The sequence below is a fragment of the Planotetraspora phitsanulokensis genome, from assembly GCF_016863295.1.
Taxonomy (GTDB): Bacteria; Actinomycetota; Actinomycetes; order Streptosporangiales; family Streptosporangiaceae; genus Planotetraspora; species Planotetraspora phitsanulokensis.
This window is the reverse complement of sequence record NZ_BOOP01000008.1, coordinates 184,279-200,878: the sequence shown is the minus strand read 5'-3', so window position 1 is coordinate 200,878 and position 16,600 is coordinate 184,279. Positions and strand designations below refer to the sequence as shown.

At 70.8% G+C, this 16,600-nt stretch carries 15 protein-coding genes; 3 read left to right on the top strand and 12 right to left on the bottom strand.

All coding sequences use genetic code 11. From position 1 onward, the window contains the following. Positions 1–28: 28 nt before the first annotated feature. Positions 29–1,234, top strand: coding sequence for a cytochrome P450 family protein (locus Pph01_RS10785; protein ID WP_239116585.1), 1,206 nt, complete (start codon positions 29–31; stop codon positions 1,232–1,234). Here Pph01_RS10785 and Pph01_RS10780 read toward each other — a convergent pair. The 9 genes from Pph01_RS10780 to mfd form a co-directional block, all read right to left on the bottom strand. Continuing rightward, on the bottom strand, positions 1,208–2,266 hold the full coding sequence (locus tag Pph01_RS10780) for an HAAS signaling domain-containing protein (RefSeq protein ID WP_204072879.1): 1,059 nt from the start codon (positions 2,264–2,266) through the stop codon (positions 1,208–1,210). The two genes, Pph01_RS10785 and Pph01_RS10780, sit on opposite strands and share 27 nt — an antisense overlap. Further along, complete coding sequence (locus tag Pph01_RS10775) at positions 2,263–2,589, bottom strand: PadR family transcriptional regulator (protein ID WP_203883721.1); 327 nt, start codon at positions 2,587–2,589, stop codon at positions 2,263–2,265. The genes Pph01_RS10780 and Pph01_RS10775 overlap by 4 nt, the downstream gene beginning before the upstream one ends. Before the next feature lie 68 nt (positions 2,590–2,657). After that, complete coding sequence (locus Pph01_RS10770; protein ID WP_204072878.1) at positions 2,658–3,584, bottom strand: Ppx/GppA phosphatase family protein; 927 nt, start codon at positions 3,582–3,584, stop codon at positions 2,658–2,660. Further along, entirely contained in the window at positions 3,581–4,093 is a 513-nt protein-coding gene (locus tag Pph01_RS10765) for a DUF501 domain-containing protein (RefSeq protein ID WP_204072877.1), read from the bottom strand. The genes Pph01_RS10770 and Pph01_RS10765 overlap by 4 nt, the downstream gene beginning before the upstream one ends. Positions 4,094–4,110: 17 nt before the next feature. After that, a complete protein-coding gene (locus Pph01_RS10760; protein ID WP_239116584.1) occupies positions 4,111–4,527 on the bottom strand; it encodes an FtsB family cell division protein in 417 nt (138 codons plus the stop codon). A 59-nt stretch (positions 4,528–4,586) separates the two neighbouring features. Continuing rightward, on the bottom strand, positions 4,587–5,867 hold the full coding sequence (gene eno / locus Pph01_RS10755) for a phosphopyruvate hydratase (protein WP_204072876.1): 1,281 nt from the start codon (positions 5,865–5,867) through the stop codon (positions 4,587–4,589). A gap of 105 nt (positions 5,868–5,972) precedes the next feature. Next, positions 5,973–6,929, bottom strand: coding sequence for a nucleoside triphosphate pyrophosphohydrolase (locus Pph01_RS10750; RefSeq protein ID WP_204072875.1), 957 nt, complete (start codon positions 6,927–6,929; stop codon positions 5,973–5,975). A 173-nt stretch (positions 6,930–7,102) separates the two neighbouring features. Next, entirely contained in the window at positions 7,103–7,768 is a 666-nt protein-coding gene (locus Pph01_RS10745; protein ID WP_204072874.1) for a hypothetical protein, read from the bottom strand. A 95-nt stretch (positions 7,769–7,863) separates the two neighbouring features. Then, positions 7,864–11,361 (bottom strand): transcription-repair coupling factor, encoded by a 3,498-nt coding sequence (gene mfd, locus Pph01_RS10740; RefSeq protein WP_204072873.1) that lies wholly within the window; start codon positions 11,359–11,361, stop codon positions 7,864–7,866. A 171-nt stretch (positions 11,362–11,532) separates the two neighbouring features. On the opposite strand from mfd, the gene Pph01_RS10735 reads away from it, so the two are divergent. Continuing rightward, complete coding sequence (locus Pph01_RS10735; protein ID WP_204072872.1) at positions 11,533–12,264, top strand: methyltransferase domain-containing protein; 732 nt, start codon at positions 11,533–11,535, stop codon at positions 12,262–12,264. On the opposite strand, the gene Pph01_RS10730 is transcribed toward Pph01_RS10735, so the two are convergent. Continuing rightward, positions 12,261–13,538, bottom strand: a complete 1,278-nt coding sequence (locus Pph01_RS10730) for a WD40 repeat domain-containing protein (protein ID WP_204072871.1) — start codon at positions 13,536–13,538, stop codon at positions 12,261–12,263. The genes Pph01_RS10735 and Pph01_RS10730 overlap by 4 nt on opposite strands. After that, entirely contained in the window at positions 13,535–14,056 is a 522-nt protein-coding gene (locus Pph01_RS10725) for a SigE family RNA polymerase sigma factor (protein ID WP_204072870.1), read from the bottom strand. The genes Pph01_RS10730 and Pph01_RS10725 overlap by 4 nt, the downstream gene beginning before the upstream one ends. Here Pph01_RS10725 and cysC point away from each other — a divergent pair. Further along, positions 13,956–15,392, top strand: coding sequence for an adenylyl-sulfate kinase (gene cysC / locus Pph01_RS10720; RefSeq protein WP_275412819.1), 1,437 nt, complete (start codon positions 13,956–13,958; stop codon positions 15,390–15,392). The two genes, Pph01_RS10725 and cysC, sit on opposite strands and share 101 nt — an antisense overlap. Before the next feature lie 24 nt (positions 15,393–15,416). Here the strand turns inward: cysC and Pph01_RS10715 are convergent, their stop codons facing one another. Beyond that, positions 15,417–16,454, bottom strand: coding sequence for a glycoside hydrolase family 26 protein (locus tag Pph01_RS10715; RefSeq protein WP_239116583.1), 1,038 nt, complete (start codon positions 16,452–16,454; stop codon positions 15,417–15,419). Positions 16,455–16,600 lie beyond the last annotated feature (146 nt).

Here is a 16,600-nt window from a genome sequence, read left to right as displayed (position 1 = left end):
GGTACGCCAGATGGGTACGTACTCGGCCGTGTCTACCGACTCGTTCCCCCCGCTGTTCGGCCCCGCCTTCGACGCCGATCCCTATCCCGCGTTCGCCTGGCTGCGGCGCAACTCCCCCGTCACCAAAGTCCCGCTGCCGGGATGCGAGGCCTGGCTGGTCACCCGTTACGAGGACGCCGTGGCGGCGCTCACCCACCCGTCCCTGTCCAAGGACCCGGCGTCGGGCTCGCCCGAATGGCGCGCGGCGAGCCTCGGGCTGCCGCTGGACCACCGCCCCTCCCTCGCACGGCACATGATCAACGTGGACGGCGAGGACCACTCCCGGCTCCGGCGGCTGGTCAGTGCCACCTTCACCCCCCGGCGCATGGAGGGCCTGCGATCCCGCGCGCAGGAGGTGACCGACGACCTGCTCGACCGCCTGGACGGCGAGGAGGCCGACCTGGTCGCCGACCTCGCCTACCCGCTGCCGATCACGATCATCTGCGACCTGCTCGGCGTCCCCGAGGAGGACCGCGAGGCCTTCCACCACCTCGCGTCGGTGATCGACTCGGCGGCGGCGTCCGAGATCGAAGAGATCTCCCGTGCCACCGACGGGCTGGAGAAGTTCCTGAGCGACCTCGTCACGCTCAAGCGCACCCGGCCGGGCGACGACCTGCTGACGGAGCTCGTCCGGCGCTCCAACAGGGGCGAGATCGATGCCGACGAGCTGACGTCGACGGCGTTCCTGCTGCTCATCGCGGGCCACGAGACGACGGTCGCGCTGATCGGCAACGGGCTTTTCGCGCTCTTACGCCACCCGGACCAGCTCGCCGCGCTCCGCGCCGACCCCTCCCTGCTCCCCGACGTCGTCGACGAGATGCTCCGCTACGACGGGCCGGTGCGAAACGCCACCTGGCGCTTCCCCACCGAACCCGTCGTCATCGGCGGGCAGGAGATGCTCCCCGGAGAGCCGATCCTGGTGTCCCTGCTCGCGGCCAACCGGGACCCTTCCGTGTTCCCCGACCCCGACGCCTTCTCCCCCGGCAGGATCGGCGAACCGCATCTCGCGTTCGGACGCGGACCGCACTACTGCGTCGGCGCGGCCCTCGCGAAGGTCGAGGCGGAGGTGGCCATCGGCACCGTGCTCCGCCGGTTCCCCGATCTCGCCCCCGCTGCCGACCTGGATGGGCTGACCTGGTGGCCGAGCACCATCATGCGGGGCCTGTTCTCACTTCCCGTCCGCCTTCGAGGGTGACGCGGAGGGCGACACAGAGGGAGACGGCGTGGCTCCCGGGGACGGTGTGGCGTCCGCCGACGGAGCACCGGTCGCGTCCGCCGAAGGGGAACCGTCCGGCGACGGCGTGACGGCAGCCGACGGCGTCGGCGTCGGCATGACGCACGCCGGGGTCTTCTCGCCGACCAGCCCGTCCGGCGACTCCGGCGTGAGCGGCAGCGGATAGGCGTTGCGCATGGGCGGCTCACCCCCGCAGGGGACCGCGATCGACCGGCCGTACGACTCCGGGTCGGTGGTGATCGGCCTGCCGTCCTGGTCGTACAGCCGCACATCGTGCAGAGGCGCGCCGTCCTTGTCGTAGGGAATGATGTTGTAGACGTCGCCGCCGCCGAGAGTGGCGACATCCTCGACCCGCACGTCGTACGGACGAGGCACGCCGTAGTCGAAGGCGACCTCCCCCGAGCTCTGCATCGGCGGATCGGCCAGGCTGGCCAGCACCACGATCGCGGCGACGGCGTTGGCCGCGATCAGCGCAGCCCTTCCCCATCCGGCGACGCCGGGCACGGTCCGTCGCCCGGCCCAGACGGACGCCCAGACCAGAGCGAGGGTGAACACCCACGCCACCACGTCTCCGGGAACCAGCCGGCGCGGCCCGATCCCGGACAGGATGAGCAGCGCGGCCGCGTAGCCGCGCAGGACCCACCAGGCAGGCCGTAACTCGGGCGCGAAGGCCGCCGCCTGCCGATACGGCGGCAGCTGCAGCAGGCGGGCGTGGGCCGTACCGAGGAGGCCGGTGGCCCTGGTGCGCACCTGGGCGCCGAGACGTCGGCGCGGTCGGGCGGGCCTGCCCCCGTAGGCGGCCCGCAACTCCGCGGCGTACGCCTCGGGGGAGCCGAGGTGGTCCTCCAGGGTCATGCCGGGCTCGGCGGCCACCTCCGCGAGATGGTCGTCGAGGTCCTCGAGCATCTCCTCCCGCTCGGCGACGGGCAGGTCGGCGAGCGCCTCGCGCACCGCCTGTGCGTAAGCGGCCGGAGTCAGCGGGGGGACGGTCATGGGGCAACCTCCTTGAGCAGGCCGTTCATGGTGGCGGCGAACGAGGTCCACGCCGCGGACGACGAGGTGAGCAGCGATCTGCCCACATCGTTCAGGCCGTAGTACTTGCGGTGCGGGCCCTCGTCGGAGGCGACCACGTAGGAATTGAGCGCCCCGGCCTTGAAGAGCCGGCGCAGCGTGCCGTACACCGAGGCGTCGCCCACGTCCTCCAGGCCGGCCTCGCGCAGACTGCGCACGACGTCATAGCCGTAGCTGTCCCGCTTGGCGAGCACCGCGAGGACGGCGACATCGAGGACTCCCTTGAGGAGCTGGCTGCTGTCCACGCGACGCACAGTACTACGCATTGCGTAATAGCGGCAAGATCTTCACGACGCGTCTGCAGACGCGCAGGTCAGACGAGGGACCAGGCGATCCCGTCGAGGATGTCGTGCTCGCTGACGACCACCTCGGCGAAGCCGTACCGCCGGACGATGCGGTCGAGGATCAGCGCGCCCGCGCCGATGACGTCCACCCTGCCCGGGTGCATGACCGGGATGGCCGCGCGCTCGTCCCGGGTCATCTCCAGCAACCGGGCGGAGACCTCGTGGACCTGAGCGGCGGGGATGCGGGAGTGGTGGATCCTCGCGGGGTCGTAGGCGGGCAGGCCGAGGGCGATCCCCGCGACCGTGGTGACCGAACCCGCGAGCCCGACCAGGGTCCGCGCGTCCCTGACCGGCACGACGGCCTCGACCCGGTCCATGGCCGCCTCGATGTCCGCGATCGACGCCTCCACCGTCTCCGGCTGCGGCGGATCCCCCTTGAGGTGCCGTTCGGTCAGCCGTACGCAGCCGATGTCCACCGACAGCGCACCCTCGACGGCGCCGGACCCGACCACGAACTCGGTCGACCCGCCGCCGATGTCCACCACGAGGTACGGAGGCTCACCGGTGTCGTGACCTCTCGTGGCGCCGGTGAAGGAGAGCCCGGCCTCCTCCTCGCCCGTCACCACCTCGGGTTCAACGCCGAAGATCTCGGCGACCCCGGCCACGAACTCGCTCCGGTTGGACGCGTCCCTGGTCGCGGACGTGGCCACGACCCGGACCGGCATCCATGCCGACGGCCCGGCGTGCTCGGCGATGAGCTTGGCGTAGCTCCGCATCGCCGTGAACGTGCGCTCCAGGGCCTCGGGCGCGAGCCGTCCGGTGCGGTCGACGCCCTGGCCCAGCCGGACGATCTCCATCCGCCGCTCGACGTCGGTCAGTTCGCCCGTCTCCGGCGAGACGTCCGCGATGAGAAGGCGGACCGAGTTCGTGCCGCAGTCGACGGCCGCGACCCTCATGCCTGCTCCCCTTCGGCTTCGACGCAGGGCCCTTCGGCCCACCATTCGGGCAGAGCGTCGAGGGCCTCCCTGCCGAGCGGGTTGGCTCCCGGGACGGCCAGTTCGTGGGCGACCAGCGCGTGCAGGCACTTGACCCGGCCGGGCATGCCGCCGGCGGTCTGCATGTCACGGGGAAGCGGCTCCAGGCCGTCCTCGCTCGCGGCCTGATCGCGCCGGGCGAGGTAGTCCTCGTGGGCCGCCAGGTACGCCGCGGCCAGCTCGGGATCGTCCGCCAGCCTGGCCTGCATGAGCTTCATCAGGCCCGACGACTCCAGCGTGCCGATGGCCGACGCCGCCTTGGGACAGGTCAGATAGAACAGCGTGGGGAACGGCGATCCGTCGGGCAGGCGCGGGGCCGTCTCCAGCACGTCAGGCCGGCCACAGGGGCACCTGTGCGCCACGGCCCGGACTCCGCGCGGCGAACGCCCGAGCTGGGCCTCCACCGCGGCCAGATCGGCCTGATCCACCACTGTCGAACTCCTCGCCGTCACTCCTGGCCCGCCTCCACACCCGCCTGCACGGCGTCGCGGCCGCTGTCCGCGACTTCGACCGACTGCCACAGGGTGAGATACCACGGGGGCCTCTCCTTCGGCTTGGCCCCCGCCTTCGCGGCCGCCTTGCCGTCGCCCGCGTCGAGGACCACGAAGCACTTGGCGCCGGGCTCGCAGTAGTGGAGCCGCTCCTTGGCCTGGCGCTTGATGTACTCCGGGTCCTCCAGCTGCCTGCGGCGCTCCTCGAGCTTCTGCAGGTTCTTGAGCGCCTGGGTCTGCTGCTGTTCGAGCTGCGCGATCTGCCGCCGCTGCGCGACGTACTCCCGGATGGGGTAGGCGAGGCTCATCGAGATCGCGCACACGACCACGGCGAGGATCGCCGCGCGCCCGGTGAGCTGCGGTCGCTTGGCCAACGCGACACCCCTTCCGGTTTCCGTCTCCGGTTCCGTACGGCTTGCTGCGCCCCCGCGGACTACCCCTGGAAGCGCGGGAAGGCCCCGCGACCCGCGTAACGGGCGGCGTCGTCGAGGAGCTCCTCGATGCGGAGCAGCTGGTTGTACTTGGCCACCCGGTCGGACCGCGCGGGCGCGCCGGTCTTGATCTGGCCGCAGTTGGTGGCGACGGCCAGGTCGGCGATCGTGGTGTCCTCGGTCTCGCCCGAACGGTGGCTCATCATGCAGCGGTAGCCGCTGCGGTGGGCCAGGTCGACCGCGTCGAGGGTCTCCGACAGGGTGCCGATCTGGTTGACCTTGACGAGCAGCGCGTTGGCGGCGCCCTCGCGGATGCCGCGCTCCAGTCGCTCGGGGTTGGTGACGAACAGGTCGTCTCCCACGATCTGGACCTTGCCGCCGAGCGAGGCGGTGATGGCCTTCCAGCCCGCCCAGTCCTCCTCGTCCAGCGGGTCCTCGATGGAGACCAGCGGGTAGGAGCGGACCAGGTCCTCGTAGAACGAGATCAGCTCGTCCGCCGAGACGCCCTTGCCGTCGATCGTGTAGACGCCCTTGGAGTGGAACTCGGTGGCCGCCACGTCGAGCGCGAGCGCGATGTCCTCGCCCGGGGTGTAGCCCGCCTTCTCGATGGCCACCATGATCAGGTCGAGCGCGTCGCGGTTGGACGGCAGGCTCGGCGCGAAGCCGCCCTCGTCGCCCAGGCCCGTGGCGTAGCCCTTCTCCTTGAGCACGGACTTCAGCGTGTGGTAGGTCTCCGCGCCCATCCGGACGGCCTCGGAGAAGGTCTCCGCGCCGATCGGGGCGATCATGAACTCCTGGATGTCCACGTTGGAGTCGGCGTGCGCGCCGCCGTTCAGGATGTTCATCATCGGCACGGGCAGCACGTGGGCGTTCGGCCCGCCGATGTAGCGGAACAGCGGGAGGTCCGAGCTGTCGGCGGCGGCCTTGGCGACGGCGAGCGAGACGCCGAGCAGCGCGTTGGCGCCGAGCCTGCCCTTGTTGGGCGTGCCGTCCAGGTCGAGCATGGTCTGGTCGATCAGCCGCTGCTCTTCGGCGTCGAAGCCGATGATCTCGTCGGCGATCTCGTCGGTGACACCGAGGACGGCCTTCTCGACGCCCTTGCCGAGGTAGCGCTTCTTGTCCCCGTCACGAAGCTCCACGGCCTCGAACTGGCCGGTGGACGCACCGCTCGGAACGGCGGCGCGGCCGGTGCTGTAGTCGTCCAGCAATACCTCGACCTCGACCGTGGGGTTCCCCCGGGAGTCGAGGATCTCGCGGGCGGTAACGGCCTCGATGGCAGCCACGAACAGCTCCTAGCAAAGTCGCGGGCAGTTTGCCTGCTGAGCCTACCGGTCCCTACCACTCCGCACGGCCCGGGGGCAGGCCGTTCTTCCGGCGTGTCTCATCTGTCAGGATTCGCTCTCCCACTCCTCGATCCGCCGGCGGTACTCGCGCGTCACGGCCCTCAGTTCGGCCTCTGGGTCGAGCCCCTCGTCCTGCGCGAGCCGTACGAGCTCGAACAGGCGCGCGCCCACGGTGGCGGGCAGGTCGTCGGCGAGCGAGGCGGGGACGCCGGCCCGCCCGGCCCGGCGGAGCATCTGGGCGGCGAGGGAGAGCGCGGGCTGCCCCATGGGCACGCCGCTGAGCACAGAGTCGGTCTCACCCTTGGCCGCGCGCTCGGCCGCCTTGATCGTCTCCCAGTTGTCGCTCACCTCTCCGGCGCCGGAGACAGTGGTGTCGGCGAACACGTGCGGGTGGCGGCGGACCAGCTTCTCGACGATTCCCATCGCGACGTCGTCGATGTCGAAGCCGCCCTCCCGCCCCCGCTCCTGCGCGAGGCGGGAATGGAACATGACCTGGAGCAGCAGGTCGCCGAGCTCTTCCCTGAGCGCCGTGAAGTCCCCCTGGTCGATCGTCTCCAGGACCTCGTAGGCCTCCTCGACGAGGTAGGGCACGAGCGACTCGTGGGTCTGCTTGCGATCCCACGGGCATTCGCGGCGGAGCCGGTCCATGACCTGGACGAGGTCGAGCAACCGGGCACCCGGGAGGTCGTACGAGCCGGGGATCACCTCGATGACGGGCGGGTCCTCCATGGCGACGGCGGCGTGACCGACGGCGCGCATCAGGTCCTCGTCGCCGTCCTGCGCGGCGAGCCAGACGACCGTGCCCGTACGGCCCTCGGCGGCGAGCGCGACCGGATCGGGGGTCACGACCTCGACGTGGATCCCCGCGTCCTCCAGATAGGGGAGCACGGGATGGCCGGCGGAGCCGGTGAGCACGCGCCCCGAACGCAGTGCCGTCCAGGCCTGCCCGGTCAGCAGCCCCGGAGCCACTCGCGGAGAAGTGGTGACAACGACCAACGCCATACCCTCAGCCTCCCTCTCCCCCACCCCCCTTGCGCCGTGATCATGCACAGGTTCGTGGATTCGCCTCTGGCCGGCGGGGAGGGCCGTCCGCGAACTCGTGCATGATCACCAAACACGTCGGGGCAGGTGGGGGCCACTCTCCTCGAACCTGTGCATGATCACGCGGTTGCTTGTCAGCCTGCGGGGGGCGCGGCGGGGTCGCCTGCGGGGGGCGCGGCGGGGTCGCCGGCGGCCGCCTGCGCGGGGGCGGGAGCGGGCACCCTGCCGAACCGCTCGTCCGGCACGAACCCCTGCTGGGGGTCGAACTTGCCGTACCGCGGGTTGAAGCGCACCGGGACCTTGGTGTCGATCTCCTGGGTCAGCTTCTGCAGGGCGAGCTGCTGGCTCTGCTGGTCCTGACCCGCGCCCATGCCGTCGATCAGCTTCTGCTGGATGATCACCGAGCTGATGAACTCACGGCCGACGGACAGCGGAACCCCGCTCTGCAGCAGCGCGGTGTCGATCTGCGTCTGACCGCCCTGCGCCGCGACGATGTCGTCGATGTCCCGCTGGGTGACGGTGATGCCCTGCTGGCTGCCGAGCTGAACGTACTGCTTGCTGTTGGCCAGCCTGAGCAGGATCAGCTGGGACAGCGGGATCCTCAGGCCGAGCTGCTCCTCGGTGATCTTGTTCGCCGCCAGGTCCTTGCGGAATTCCTGGATCTTGGTGTCCAAGTCGCTGGTGGAGATGCGTTCCTTGCCCACGATGGCCGCGGCGCCGGCCTGGACGGGGCCACACGCGCTCAACGCCACACCAGCCGCCGCGACGACCACGGCGACGCGCACTTGAAATGACTTCACGAACGATCCTCCTGAGGACACCGGCCAGGCAATTGTGCCGGTTCTCTGTCTTTTGCGCGATCTCGCGCGAGCGCCGTGAGACCGCCAATCCGCGGTCACTGTACCCGCACGGGTTCGAGGAACATGGCGTCGACCAGGTCTCCGCACCATTTCAGCAGCTCCAGGTCCCGCAGGGGCTGGCCGCCGATGGGCTTGGTCTTCGGCACCGGCACCAGCAGCACCTCGGTGGCCTGCTTGACGATCGACCGCGGGTACAGCCGCTGCAGCCGCACCTGCTGGGAGTCCCGCAGGACCACGGGGGCGAACTTGATCTGCTGGCCCTGCAGGGTGACGTCCGTCAGCCCGGCCTTGCGGGCCTTGATCCGGAACCGCGCAACCTCCAGGAGGTTGTCCACCTCCTGCGGCGGCCTGCCGTACCGGTCGGTCAGCTCGTCGCGGACGGCGGCGATGTCGTCCTCCGAGGCGATCGCGGCGATGCGCTTGTAGGCCTCGAGCCGCAGCCGCTCCGACGTCACGTAGCCGTGCGGCACGTGCCCGTTGATCGGCAGCTCGACCTTGACGTCCGGCCGCTCCTCGGCCTCGGCCTCACCGGAGAGCTTCGACTTCTGCTCCTGCACGGCCTCGGCCATCATCCGCACGTACAGGTCGAAGCCGACGCCGGCGATGAACCCCGACTGCTCGGCCCCAAGGATGTTTCCGGCGCCGCGGATCTCCAGGTCCTTCATCGCGACGTACATGCCCGCGCCCATCTCGGTGTGCTGCGCGATCGTGGCCAGCCGCTCGTGGGCGGTCTCGGTCAGCGGGGACTCCGGCGGATACAGGAAGTAGGCGTAGCCGCGCTCGCGCCCCCGGCCCACGCGGCCGCGGAGCTGGTGCAGCTGCGACAGGCCGTAGTTGTCGGCGCGGTCCACGATGAGCGTGTTGGCGTTGGGCACGTCGAGCCCCGACTCGACGATCGTGGTGCACACGAGCACGTCGAAGTTGCGCTCCCAGAAGTCCACCATGATCTTTTCGAGCTGGTGCTCGTTCATCTGGCCGTGCGCCACGGCGATCCGCGCCTCGGGGACCAGCTCGTGGAGCCGCGCGGCCACCCTGTCGATGCTGCGCACCCGGTTGTGCACGAAGAAGGTCTGGCCGTCGCGCATCAGCTCGCGCCTGATCGCCGCCGCGATCTGCTTCTCGTCGTACGGTCCGACGAACGTGAGGATCGGGTGGCGCTCCTCTGGCGGGGTGAGGATCGTCGACATCTCGCGGATGCCGGTCAATCCCATCTCCAGCGTGCGCGGGATCGGCGTGGCCGACATGGCGAGCACGTCGACCTGGGTGCGCAGGTGCTTCATGGCCTCCTTGTGCTCCACGCCGAACCGCTGCTCCTCGTCCACGATGATCAGGCCGAGGTCCTTGAACCTGACCTCGGGCGACAGCAGCCGGTGGGTGCCGATCACGACGTCGACGGCGCCGCTCCTGACCCCCTCGATCGTCTCCTTGACCTCGCCGTCGGTCTGGAAGCGCGACATCGGCTTGATCGCGACGGGGAAGCTGGCGAACCGCTCGCCGAACGTCGACAGGTGCTGCTGGACGAGCAGCGTGGTCGGCACGAGCACCGCGACCTGCTTGCCGTCCTGCACCGCCTTGAACGCGGCCCGCACCGCGATCTCGGTCTTGCCGTACCCCACGTCGCCGCAGATCAGGCGGTCCATCGGGACCGGCCGCTCCATGTCGCGCTTGACCTCGTCGATCGCCTCCAGCTGGTCGCCGGTCTCGGCGTACGGGAAGGCGTCCTCCATCTCACGCTGCCAGGGGCTGTCGGCCGCGAAGGCGTGGCCGGGGGACGCCATCCGGGCCGAGTAGAGCCGGATCAGCTCGCCCGCGATCTCCCTGACGGCCTTCCTGGCCTTGGTCTTGGCCTTGGCCCAGTCGGCGCCGCCCATGCGGTTGAGGGTCGGGGCCTCGCCGCCGACGTAGCGCGTGACCTCGTCGAGCTGGTCGGTCGGCACGTAGAGGCGGTCGCCCTTGGCGTACTCGATGACGAGGTACTCCCGGGTCGCCCCCTGGATAGTGCGCTGGACCATCTCGATGTAGCGGCCCACGCCGTGCTGCTCGTGGACGACGTGGTCGCCGACCTTCAGCTGGAGGGGGTCCACCATGTTGCGACGCCGCGACGGCAGCCGCCGCATGTCCTTGGTCGACGCCTTCTGCCCCACCAGGTCGAGATGGGTCAGCACGGCCAGGCCGGGGATGACGAAGCCGTGGTCGAGGCGGCCGGTGGTGACCTGGACGACGTCCGGCGGCGGCGGGGCGTCGAGTGAGGGGGCGAGCCTGGCCGCCACGTCGACGCCCTTGAGCAGTTCGACCATGCGCTCGGCCGGGCCGTGGCCCTCGCTGAGCAGCACGACCGACTTGCCCGCGCCCAGCCAGCCCTTGATGTCGGCCAGCGCGCGCTGGGTGTCGCCGCGATAGGCCTCGACGTCGTGCGCGTCCAGTTCGACGCCGTCGCCGAAGGGCGCGATGCTCCACCACGCCTGGCCCAGCTCGCGGGCGTGGCCTTGAACGTCCTCAAGCGTCCGGAACGCGGCCGCCTCGAGGTCGATCGGCGCCTCCCCTCCGGCGGCGGCGGTGATCCAGGACGCCTCCATGAACTCCTGGCTGGTCCGCACCAGCTCGACGGCCCGGCTCCGGATGCGCTCGGGGTCGCAGACGAACACGGCCGAGCGGATGGGCAGGTGGTCGAGCAGCAGGTCCATCGAGCCGGCCAGCACCGGGGCGAACGCCTCCATGCCCTCCACCGGCACACCCTCGGCGAGCTGGTCGAGCACCTCCTTCAGCGCGGGGTGCTCGTCTCCCAGCTCGCGGGCGCGCAGCCGTACGTCGTCGGTGAGCAGCAGTTCACGGCAGGGCGCGGCGAACAGGCCGTCCTGGGCGATCTCGAGAGAGCGCTGGTCGGCGACCTTGAACCAGCGGATCTCCTCGACCGTGTCACCCCAGAACTCCAGCCGGAGCGGGTGCTCCTCGGTCGGCGGGAAGACGTCGAGCAGGCCGCCGCGGACGGCGACCTCGCCACGCTTTTCGACCATGTCGACCCGGTGGTAGCCGTTGCCGACCAACTGCGCCACCACGTCGTCGAGGTCGGCGTCGTCACCCGCGCGCAGCCGTACAGGCTCGAGGTCGCCGAGGCCGGACACGATCGGCTGCAGCAACGAGCGGATGGGGGCGACGACGACCCGGAGCGGCCCGGCGTTCGGGTCGCCGGCTACCGGATGGGCCAGCCGGCGCAGTACGGCAAGACGCTGGCCGACGGTGTCGCTGCGGGGCGAGAGCCGTTCGTGCGGAAGGGTCTCCCACGCGGGGAAGACCGCCACCGAGCTCTCGTCGACCAGGCCGGTGAGGGCTGCCGCCAGGTCCTCCGCCTCCCGCCCGGTGGCGGTCACCGCCAGCACGGGACGGACGCGGGACAAGGCGGCCACGGCCAGCGGCCGGAGCGCGGACGGCGCGATCAGATCGGCGCCGGGATCGGCGGAGCCTTCGGCCCCTTCGAGAACGGCGGCCAGCTTCGGTTCGGCGGCGACAAGGTCGAGCAGTCCGGAAAGAGACATTTGTGCCTTCAGAGCCCCACGACGGCAAGCGAAATGGCCCGAGCCAGATATGGACCGGGGGTACCCAGGCTACGCCCGTCAGCCCCCGCAACGGGCAGGAGCCCCGCAGCCGCCGAAACCCGGCCTCGCAAATGCTCCACTCATCGCACTTGGGTGGTTACGCTCTGTTGCATGTCTGAGGTTCAGTGGTCGCCCGTGGGCGAGGATGACGTTTTCAGCCAGCGAGTCCGCGAGCAGTGGACCGAGCAGCTGGGACGGCGCCTCGACATCCTGCTCGCCGGGTGCGGGCGGGGCGGCACGCTGGAGGTCGGCCGATCGGACCTCCAGATCACCGGCATGGACGAGGACCTGCCGCCTCTGCGTGCCCACATCGACTCACGCCAGGACCTCGACGCCTGGTACCTCGACGACATGCGCAAGGTGCCCGTCCCGCCGCGCTCCTTCGACGTGGTCTACGTGTCGTTCCTGCTGGAACGCATCCACAACGCCGAGCTGGTGCTCGACCGCCTGGCCGGAGGGCTCCGGCCAGGCGGCCTCCTGCTGATCAAACTCAGGGACCGCCGGTCGGCGTACGGCTTCTGCGACCGGATCATGCCCTCCTGGCTGCGCCGGGCGTTGTGGAAGAAGCTCATGCCCGCCGGGACGGTGGGCCCACTGCCGGCGATCTACGAGCCGATCGCCTCCCGCGAGGGCATCGAGGCGTACTGCCTGATGCGCGGCCTGATGATCGCCGAGGACTACTCCGGCGCGACCGGGCCGGCCCTGCGCGGGCCGCAGGCCGGGCTCGTCAAACTGGTCTGCGGGGCGGTCGCCGCACTGTCCGGCGACCGCCTCTCCGGCACGAACGACGAGGTGTGCATGGTCATCCGCAAGCCGCAGAACCATTTCGCCCGCCTCATCTAGCGGAGGGTGAGGACCGACTGCCACGCCATCTGGGACCGCGGGTCCCAGCGGTGGCGCCACAGCTGGACGGCCCGCCTGCCGTCCACGCTCACCAGGACCAGCCCGTCGTCGAACTCGTCGCCGCACCCGCCCGCGCAACCCTGCCCGATGAGATGGTCGTTGTCCGCCCAGGCCAGCAACTGGAGGACCTGCTGGTGTCCGACGACCTTCCCGGTCGAGAGTTCGGTGACCGACGTCAGCAGGCCCTGCTCCCCCACGAGCAGCTTCCCGTCCGGCGACACGCCGACCTGTGACTGTCGCTGCCCGGCGTGATCGACGACGGGGTCGTGCGGCCTGCCGTCCAGGTCGTAGAAGAGCTCGGGCCCCTCCACGGTGCCGCCCAGCTCGTACAAGAGGCTGCCGTCCCGGCTCCAGGCGAAGTCGCGGCGCGATCTCGAGGACGAGGCCGAGCAGGGATCGACGGCGTGGAAGTCACCCGCGGTCGCGGTCGCCACGTCGATGACGTAGAACCCGGTGCGGCTGGTGTGGATCCGACTCGCGCTCGGGGGGCGGCTGTCCGATCTCGGGACCTGGTTCCCACCGCCCGTCGGGCACTGTGCGGAAGATTCAGGCAGGTCGGGATCCCCGTCATAGGTCGTGGCGACCAGCCTGGTGCCGTCCGGCGACCAGGCGACCCCGCCGACGGGGCGGTCGACCGGGATCCAGGCGAGCACCCTGCGGGTCTCCATGTCGAAGACGCCGATCCTGCTCGTGGGAAGGGTCTTCTCCAGCACCGCTGCGTACCGCAGCCCCGGCGCGACGTCGAGGTGCGCCCACGGGGTCTTCTGGTACGTCCGGGTGACCGGGTCGAGGAGGTACCAGGTGCCGCCACGCGTATCGGGGCCGTTAGGGGTAGTGCGGTATGTGCCGGTCCAGTAGGCCGAGAGCGCCACGCGCCCGGCTGCGACCATCTTCTTGGGCGGGGAGTTCACCGTGTCCTTCAGGACGCTGCCGTCGGTGTCGTCCCCGCTGGTGACCTTGGCGGGAGGCCGGTGTGCCGGAGCCAGGTGGATCACCTCGTGCCGTGTAGGCGTGGCGACGGGGCGGTGCGGGCCGAACCGGGGAACGACGAGGGCGACCGACGTGACCACAGCGGCCGTCGCGAGGGCGGCGATCGCCGCCGTGCCGAGTCGCCGTCGGCCGCGCCGGCGAAGCGCCCGGTCGGCCAGGTCCGCGGGGACGTGCGCCTCACGGGACCATTCGTCCATGGTCTCCTTGAGGATTCGCGGCGTCATGAGGTCACCTCGCTGACGGAGAGTCGGAAATCGGCGAGTTCCGGCGCGGTCACGCGCAGCCGAGCGAGCGCCCGGTGCGCCGTGCTGCGGACCGTGCCGACGGAGCACCCGAGAAGCCGGGCCACGGTCTCCTCGGGCAGGTCCTCGGCGTACCGGAGGACGAGCACGGCCCGCTGCCGGGGCGTGAGCCGGGCGAGCGCGTGGCGCAGCACGAGCCGGAGCTCGGCCCCGCTCGTGCCGTCGGCCGCCGCCGCCTCGGGCAGCCTGGCCATCGTCGTCTCCCGCTGCCTCGAGGCCAGGCGCCACCAGCTGATCCGCTGGCGGTACATGATCTGCTTGACGTACGCCTCGGGGTCCTCGATGCGCTGCCATTTCACGACCGCCTTCGCGAGGGCGGTCTGCACGAGATCCTCGGCGGTGTGCTGGTCGCCTCCGGTCAGAAGGAACGCCAGCTTCATCAGCGCCGGCGACCGTGCCGACACGAACTCGCGGAAACGTCGTTCGTCTGCGGCGTCCACAATCACCTCCAAGGAATACTGTCGGCTTCTAGACGCCTTGCGCACCCTCCCGCTATGCGTCCGAACGACACCAAGCGACACGAAGAGCGTTGCCGACCGAATCGATCGGAAGAGACGAATGACTGAGTGGACTCCCGACGCGCGGGAGCTGGCGGACCTGGAGTTGCTGCTCTCCGGGGCGTTCGCGCCGCTGACCGGCTTCCTGACCTCGGCCGACGCGAACGCGGTGGCCGAGAACGGCCGGCTGTCCGACGGGACGCCCTGGCCGGACCCGATCACACTCGCCCTTCCCGACGACATCCCTCCCGGCGCCCGGGTGACGCTCAAGGATCCAGAGGGCGCGGCCGTGGCCACGCTGACCGTCGAGGAGCGGGACGGCCACCACGCGGCCGGCCCGGTGGCGGCACTCGACGCACCCGCCTACGGCCCGTTCGCCCGGCTACGCCGTACCCCCGACGAGGTCCGCAAGGACCTCCCGGACGGGGAGATCCTCGCCGTGACCATGCGGGGGCCGCTCGACTCCACCGTCCTCGACGACGTGGCCGCGACGGCCGAGGAGCTGGAGGCCACCATCGTGCTGATGCCGCTGGTGTTCGGCGAGAGCGGCCCCTCGGTGGTGCGCGCGGCGCTCAAGGCCTCGGAGCGGCTGGCCGGATCGACCGTGGTCGCCGTGCCGCTCGCGCCCCGCGAGGACGCCGAGATCGACCTGGAGTTGCGTGAGCATGTGGCGCGCAACTACGGCGCGACCGAGCACTACGCCGGGCCCGCCCCCGTCGTCATCCCGGGACCGCCGCACCGGCGGGGACTCGTGGTGTTCTTCACCGGCCTGTCGGGGTCGGGCAAGTCGACGGTCGCACGCGGCCTGCGCGACGCGTTGCTCGAACGGGGCGGGCGCACGGTCACCTATCTGGACGGCGACGTGGTGCGGCAGTTGCTGTCCGCGGGGCTCACCTTCTCCCGGGAGGACCGCGACCTGAACATCCGGCGGATCGGCTTCGTCGCCGCGGAGGTCGCCCGGCACGGCGGCCTGGCCATCTGCGCGCCGATCGCGCCCTACGCGGACACCCGCGACGAGGTGCGGGCCATGGTGGAGGAGGTCGGCGCCGACTTCCTGCTCGTCCATGTCGCGACACCGCTGGAGGAGTGCGAGCGCCGCGACAGGAAGGGCCTGTACGCCAAGGCCCGCGCGGGGCTGATCCCCGAGTTCACGGGGATCTCCGATCCGTACGAGGCGCCCGACGACGCCGAGCTCGTGATCGACACCACCGGGGTGACGGTCGAGCGTTCCGTGGGGACCGTGCTCACCCTGCTCACCTCCGGGGGCTGGATCCGCTGATCGGCGGCGTCCCCGCCCGGTGGATCAGCGGGTGGGGACACGCGTGCCGGAGAACTCGGGCTCGCGTCCGAGATCGGCGAACGCGCGGCCGCCGCTCGGAGTCGTGTCGAACCGGGTGTCCCCGCGCGGCGCCACCGGCGAGTCGAAGTACACCAGCGCCTTGATCTGCGGGTAGTCGTCGATCTGCCGCGCGACGGACGTGAAGAAGTCGCGCTTGAACCTGGGCGAGCCCGATCGCTCGAAGGCGCCCCATTCGGCGATCATGATCGGCTTACCGGGGAAACGCCCCTGCATCCACCGATAGAAGCCCGGCCACTGGGGATATTCCGGGCGGGTCTTGTTCACCATGCTGGCGAAGTCGGTCACCATCGAGTCGGCGTAGGGGTCGATGGCGACCCAGTCGACCACGTCGTCGCCCGGGTAGAGCGACTCGAACCACGGCTTGGACGCCCAGTTGGGCGCCCCCATGTAGGTCATCACCGTCACGGCGTTCTGGACGCCCCGGGCCCGAAGGCGGGAGACGACGTGGCGGTACATGGCCACGTAGTCGGTGGCCGAGTACCCCTCGCCCGGGCGGACGTCGTCCTCGGGCTCGTGGTGGATCGTCAGGAAGAAGCGGCCGGGGAAGGTCCGGGTGATGTAGCCGGCGAGCCGGTCGATGCGGTCGTCCACCTCGCCCCGGGCCACCTGGGCCCACGTGCGGTCCGGCGCCGGTTTCCAGTTGACGAGCAGTAGGCGGGGGCCCCGGGCGACGGCGCGCTCCTGAGGCGTGGGGAACAGTTCGTCACCCCGGTGGTAGACGTGCACGATGTCCGCCCGGCGGCCCATCCGCCGCTCGGCCGTCAGGACCGACTGCAACGGCCGCCTGCCGGAGAAGACGTCGGGCGCGATCCCCCACCACGCCCCGCACGTCGGGATCAGCTTCTCCGTCACCACGCAGCTGGTGACCCTCGGCGGCCTGTGCGTCTGCTCGAGGTACGTCCCGACCCCCCGTGACGTGCTGTTCGCGGCCGAGCAGCCCACCGCGCCCATCAGTACGGCCAGGCCGGCGAGTGCGGCCAAGCCGGCCCCCCCAGTTCGTCGCACCGTTCCCCCTCGTGTGGTCCACATCCCCGCGGGGGTTCACCTTCCCACCAAGAGGGGGAACCGGGTGGGCAATTCTTCCCAACTCATCTGTCCAGAAATTTCCGAGAAAAGTAGGCCGCTAT

What these genes read in the sequence shown, in the direction of transcription:
- Pph01_RS10750 (WP_204072875.1), bottom strand. Translation starts at nt 6,929, where the DNA reads ATGGCGTTGGTCGTTGTCACCACTTCTCCGCGAGTGGCTCCGGGGCTG.
- Pph01_RS10735 (WP_204072872.1), top strand. Translation starts at nt 11,533, where the DNA reads ATGTCTGAGGTTCAGTGGTCGCCCGTGGGCGAGGATGACGTTTTCAGC.
- mfd (WP_204072873.1), bottom strand. Translation starts at nt 11,361, where the DNA reads ATGTCTCTTTCCGGACTGCTCGACCTTGTCGCCGCCGAACCGAAGCTG.
- Pph01_RS10730 (WP_204072871.1), bottom strand. Translation starts at nt 13,538, where the DNA reads ATGACGCCGCGAATCCTCAAGGAGACCATGGACGAATGGTCCCGTGAG.
- Pph01_RS10780 (WP_204072879.1), bottom strand. Translation starts at nt 2,266, where the DNA reads ATGACCGTCCCCCCGCTGACTCCGGCCGCTTACGCACAGGCGGTGCGC.
- Pph01_RS10770 (WP_204072878.1), bottom strand. Translation starts at nt 3,584, where the DNA reads ATGAGGGTCGCGGCCGTCGACTGCGGCACGAACTCGGTCCGCCTTCTC.